General features: G+C 72.8%; 5 protein-coding genes and 1 pseudogene. All 6 read right to left on the reverse strand.

Annotated features, from left to right (window positions below; translation table 11 throughout):
- Positions 1-395 precede the first annotated feature (395 nt).
- The 6 genes and pseudogenes from AB0I21_RS50840 to AB0I21_RS50865 all read right to left on the reverse strand — a co-directional run bounded on the left by AB0I21_RS50840 (position 396) and on the right by AB0I21_RS50865 (position 4,891).
- On the reverse strand, positions 396-1,133 hold the full coding sequence (locus tag AB0I21_RS50840; RefSeq protein WP_360572228.1) for an alanyl-tRNA editing protein: 738 nt from the start codon (positions 1,131-1,133) through the stop codon (positions 396-398).
- Between the two features lie 132 nt (positions 1,134-1,265).
- Positions 1,266-2,183: an alpha/beta hydrolase gene (locus AB0I21_RS50845; RefSeq protein WP_360572242.1), complete on the reverse strand. Its 918-nt coding sequence runs from the start codon at positions 2,181-2,183 to the stop codon at positions 1,266-1,268.
- Between the two features lie 397 nt (positions 2,184-2,580).
- Positions 2,581-2,907: a DUF2516 family protein gene (locus AB0I21_RS50850; RefSeq protein WP_360572230.1), complete on the reverse strand. Its 327-nt coding sequence runs from the start codon at positions 2,905-2,907 to the stop codon at positions 2,581-2,583.
- A 68-nt stretch (positions 2,908-2,975) separates the two neighbouring features.
- Complete coding sequence (locus tag AB0I21_RS50855) at positions 2,976-3,464, reverse strand: hypothetical protein (RefSeq protein WP_360572232.1); 489 nt, start codon at positions 3,462-3,464, stop codon at positions 2,976-2,978.
- A 56-nt stretch (positions 3,465-3,520) separates the two neighbouring features.
- Positions 3,521-3,874 (reverse strand): annotated as a pseudogene (locus tag AB0I21_RS50860) (helix-turn-helix transcriptional regulator); the annotation flags it as partial.
- Positions 3,875-3,943: 69 nt separating this feature from the next.
- Positions 3,944-4,891 (reverse strand): asparaginase, encoded by a 948-nt coding sequence (locus tag AB0I21_RS50865; RefSeq protein WP_360572234.1) that lies wholly within the window; start codon positions 4,889-4,891, stop codon positions 3,944-3,946.
- Between the last annotated feature and the right edge of the window lie 188 nt (positions 4,892-5,079).

The following is a 5,079-nucleotide window of genomic DNA, read 5'->3' on the forward strand; positions in this document are numbered from 1 at the left end:
GCAGGAGCCAACCTGCGCGGGTCAGACCCTGAAGTGGGCGAGCAGAGTCGGATAGCAGGCCCCGAGCGAGCGGGCGCAAAGACAAGCGGGCGCAGGGACAAGCAAGTCTGGCCCACGGGAGCCAACCTGCGCAGGTCGGACCCTGCAGCGGGCGAGCGCGGGCCAGGCGAGCGGAGCCGGTCAGCAAACCTGAGCGAGCGGGCGCAGGGCAAGCAGGTCCTGTCCACGGGAGCCGACCGGCCGCGGATCGGGCCCTGAGGCGCTGGCGCTGGGTGCGGAGAGGCAAGCGCAGAGCTGGCGAGCCCGGAGTCGGCAGACCTGAATATGGGCAAGCGCGGAGCCGGTGAGCCTGTGGAGGCAAGTGCGACGGGCGGGTGCTGTGGTGGGAGCGGGCGTCAGTCGGTGAGGCGGACGCGGACTCGGCGGTTGGCCTTGCCTTTGCTCTCGACCTTGACGACCTGGAGGCGGCCGATCTGGGCGGTCGAGGCGACGTGGGTGCCGCCGTCGGCCTGGGCGTCGAGGCCGACGATGTCGACGATGCGGATCTCCTGCTCGTCGGGCGGGATCAGGTTGGACTGGGTGCGGATGATGTCGGGCAGGGCGAGGGCCTCGTCGCGGGCGAGGACCTTGGTGACGACCTTGCGGTCGGCGGCGACCTCGGCGTTGATGAGCTCCTCGAGCCGGGCCTTGAAGTCGGGTGGGACCTCGGGGAGGTTGAAGTCCATGCGGGCCTCGGCGGGCTCCATGGAGCCGCCGGTGACGAGGGCGCCGAAGTCGCGGAACACCACGCCGCCCAGGACGTGCAGGCCGGAGTGGGTGCGCATGAGCTTGGTGCGGCGGTCATCCTCGACGGCGCCGATCACCTCGGTGCCGGCGGGCGGGAGCGGGTCTCCCTCGGCGGGCTGGAGGTAGAGGTCGTCGCCTTTGCGGGTCCCGGTGATTCGCGTCTGTACCCCCTGCCACAGCAGCACGCCGTGGTCCGGTGGCTGGCCGCCACCGCCGGGGTAGAAGGCTGAGCGGTCGAGCACGATGCCGTCGGTGGCATCGGAGTGCAGGACGACGCACGTCCACTCGCGCAGCGTCGGGTCGGCGAGGTCGAGGCGGGAGGTCCTGCCGTGTTGCGTGACACCCATGTCCGAAACTCTATGTCGGTCCGGCCCAGCGGCGCAGCGCGGTCATGGTCCGATCCCCCTCAGGTCAGTAGTGGCGAAGTTGTCATCCATAGGACAGACGCTCCGGGGTGCCACTCTGATACGTGCCGGGGGTCAGCCGTTCGGACAGTTTCGGTCGGGGCCGAGGTTCAGGAACGTGGAGATCCGGGCGCGCAGGTCGGCGCGCTGGGTCCAGACGACGCCGGGGCGGTCGTACACGTGCAGCTCCGCGTCGGGGAGCGCCTCGGCGAGCTGCTCGGCCACGGCGACCGGGTGCAGCTCGTCGCCCCTGGAGCCGATGACGAGGCACTTCGCGGTGACCGCGGCGAGGTCGGCTCGGTCCTGCACGGCGACCTGGGCGGGCAGGCTGGCCAGGCCTCCGGCGAGCCCGTCGCGCATCAGCTGGTCGAGCCGCTGGCGCAGGAACGCCCAGACCGGTGGTGAGTTGCGGACCTGGGCGGGGACCTCCATGGAGAGCACGTCGGCCACGGCGGCGGCGTCGCCGGCGTCGATCGCCTCGATCAGGGCGGTGAGGCGCTCCTGCGCGGCGGCCGGGCGCGCCGTGTCGAGGACGGCGGGGAGGAAGAAGACGGCGCGCTCGAAGCGGCCGGGGTTGTCGGCCAGGAGGCGGCAGAGGGCGCCGGCGCCGAGGCTGACACCCAGGGCGCGGGTGGCGCCGGAGAGGTCGGCGACGGCGCGCAGGTCCCGCGCGAGGTCGGCATAGGTCCAGACGCCGCCGGGCGCGGCGGAGTGGCCGTGGCCGCGGAACTGGAAGAAGACCTTGCGGCCGGCGACGGCGCTGCCCAGGGGGCGGGTCTCGGCGATGCCGCTGCCGAGCCCGTGCGCGAAGACCGTGACGGGGTCGCCCTCGCCGGTGAGGAGCCACTCCAGCTCGACGCCGTGCGGGGTGGCGATCTGCTCGGTCGGCGGCGCGGGGAGCGTGGGCCGGCCGGTCTGCGGCCCGCGCGTCACCGGCGGGCGGAACCGGTCGGGCCTGCCGTCGGGCGGCGGCGGCCAGCGGAAGTCCATCAGCGGACCGCCGTCACAACCGCCGTCGGAGAAGCCACCAAGCCAGGCGCCGTTGCGACCGCCAACCCACGGGCTGGAGCAGCTGCCGGCACAGCCACCGTCACAACAGCCGCCGCAGGCGTCGGCACAACCGCCGGCCCAGCCACGGTCACAGCCGCTGGCGCAACAGCCGTCGCAGGCGTCGGCACAACCGCCCGCCCAGCCACGGTCGCAACAGCCGGCCCAGCCACCGTCCCAGCCGTCGGAGAGGCCGCCGAGCCAGACACCGGCGCAACCGCCGAGCCGAACGTCGGAGCGACCGCCGAGCCAGGCACCGGCGCGACCGCCAGGCCGGACGTCGGCGCGACCGCCGAGCAGGGCAGCGCCGCGATCGCCGAGGCAGCCGTCATTCCGGCCGCCATCACCAGGAGCCGTGGCCGTCGACCGCGTCGCGCAGCGCGGGTCTGATGTCGAGCAGGTAGACGGCGAAGATGCCCGCGGAGATGAGCAGGAAGATGCTGAGGTAGCCCATGCGCAGCTGCGGCGCCAGGGCCGTGAGCAGCAGGCCGCCACCGTTCATGGCCAGCCAGACCGTCTTGGACATCGTGCCGATGGCGGGGAACGCGTCGGCCCGCTGGACGAGACAGTGCAGCAACGCCGCGGCGCCGAGCACCAGGCAGAAGATCCACACCGCCAGGCTGATGTACAGCTCGACCCTGTCGTAGAACACCGGCACTGCAGTCACCATCCCCCGAGCTTATTCCGAAGCCCCCCGGACCGTGCGAGACGGTCCGGAGGGCTCCCGACTAACTCCCGTTACTTCTTGGCGGCGGCGGTCTTCTTCGCCGCGACCTTCTTCGCGGGGACGGGCGTGTCGGTCTCGACGGGCGTCACGGCCGGCGCGATGTCGGCCGGGGTGGGGGTGACGGCGACCTCGGTGGTCACGGTCTTCGTGGCCGGCGCGATCTCGATCTTGGCCTCGGCGGTGCGGCCGCCGGCGACGACCTTCTCGCCACGGTTCACGAGGTCGGTGTACACGGCGAGCGCGCGGTCCTGCGCGACCTGGGCGCCGGCGAGCAGCGACGTGGTGTTGCGGCGGGCCGCGTTGCGCAGGCGGTCGGCGGCCACGGTCAGGTCGGCGCGGAGGTTGGTCTCGGCGACCGCCGGGCGCAGCTCCTCGACCCTGGCGCGCAGCTGGGCGACCTGCGCGGGCAGCTTGCGCAGCTGCTCATAGGCCAGGTCACCGGCGCCGGCGGCGGCATAGAGCGGGGTCGGGATCTTCCGGGTGGTCGTGCTGGTGGTCATGATGACTCCTCTGACTTCGTCGGTGGTGCCGGGTCGGCGTCGCGCCCCGCCCCCGAGGCGGCGCTGTCGGCATCGCTGCGCGAGTTCTCGCGCCGGAACGTTTCGTAGATCTGCGTGAGCGACTGTTTCTGGGCCGTCGTGAGATCACTGTCCGCAGCGATCGCGGCCAGCACGTCGTGCCCCTCGCGCTCGAGCAGGCCGGCTCGCAGGTACATCAGCGGGGTCGACACCCGCAGTGCACTCGCGAGCTGCGCGAGCACCTCGGCGCTCGGCTTCCGCAGGCCACGCTCGATCTGACTGAGGTACGGGTTGCTGACGCCGGCTTGCTCAGCAAGCTGGCGGAGCGAAATGCGCGCGTTGCGGCGCAGGTCACGGATGAACCCACCCAGGTCGCGCGGCTCTTCAGTCACATCACCGACCGTAGCTCGCCGTGCTAACTGTTGCAAGCAAACTGCTAACTCCAGCTAGCGTGAAGCCGCTCACCAGACTGTCCGGACCGAACCTACCCGCACGCCGCCGCCCATGACCGGCATGTCCGAAAAGTCACCCAGGGAGAAGCCGAGACGCGCGAACCCCGCGCTCAGCACGGGCAGTCGCGGGCGCGCGGCGCCGTCGTCGATCTTCAGGGCCACCGCGCCGACGCCGGGGACCGCCGCCGCCATCACACCCTCGGCCCCGATCTTCGACAGCAGCGTGGGGAACGCCCGCATGAGCTGCGTGTCGTGCCCGTCGGTGTCGGTGCCGGAGACCAGGTCGGGGTGGGCGCGCATGGCGTCCGCGACCAGGCGCGGGTGCGAGCCGGACGGGGCCGACACCAGCCGCAGGAACGCCGCGGCCAGCCCGCGCAGCGACACCGCGAGCAGCGGCGCGCCGCACCCGTCGACGCCGACCGCCGCGGCCGGCTCACCGGCGAGGGACTCGACGCCGGTTCGGATCGCCACCTGTACCGGATGCGCCGGGTCCAGGTAGCCGGCGAGGGGCCAGCCGTTGGCCGCGCAGGTGCGCAGCATCCCCGCGTGCTTGCCGGAGCAGTTCATGTACAGCGGCGACCGCTCCCCGCCCGCCCGGACCACGGCGTCGCGGGCGTCGTCGGACAGCGGGTAGTCCGGCGGGCAGCCGAGCGCCGAGGCGGGGAGGTCGGCGAGCACACCTCGTACCGACGCCACATGCGCGGGCTGTCCACGATGGCTCGCCGAGATGATCGCCAGCTCCGCCGGTGTCGCGGTGAGGCCGGCCGCCAGCATCCCCACCGCCTGCATGGGCTTGTTGGACGAGCGCGGGAAGACCGGGCCGAGCACGTCACCGGCCCACGCCGTGACCTCGCCGCCGGCGTCCAGGACGACGACGGACCCGCTGTGCCGGCTCTCCACGAACCCGTTGCGCTCCACCTCCGCGAGCAGTTCCCCACCCAGGTAGATATCGCTCATGCCGCCACCTCCGCTGCGCTCCGGCGTCGGCCTGAGCCAGACCTGCAATGCCGGTTCGCGGCTCCTCCGCTCCGCTCCGGGCCGCTCATGCCGCCACCTCCGCTGCGCTCCGGCGTCGGCCTGAGCCAGACCTGCAATGCCGGTTCGCGGCTCCTCCGCTCCGCTCCGGACCGCTCACGCCGGGATCC

Source organism: Dactylosporangium sp. NPDC050588 (assembly GCF_040654975.1).
Classification (GTDB): Bacteria; Actinomycetota; Actinomycetes; order Mycobacteriales; family Micromonosporaceae; genus Dactylosporangium; species Dactylosporangium maewongense.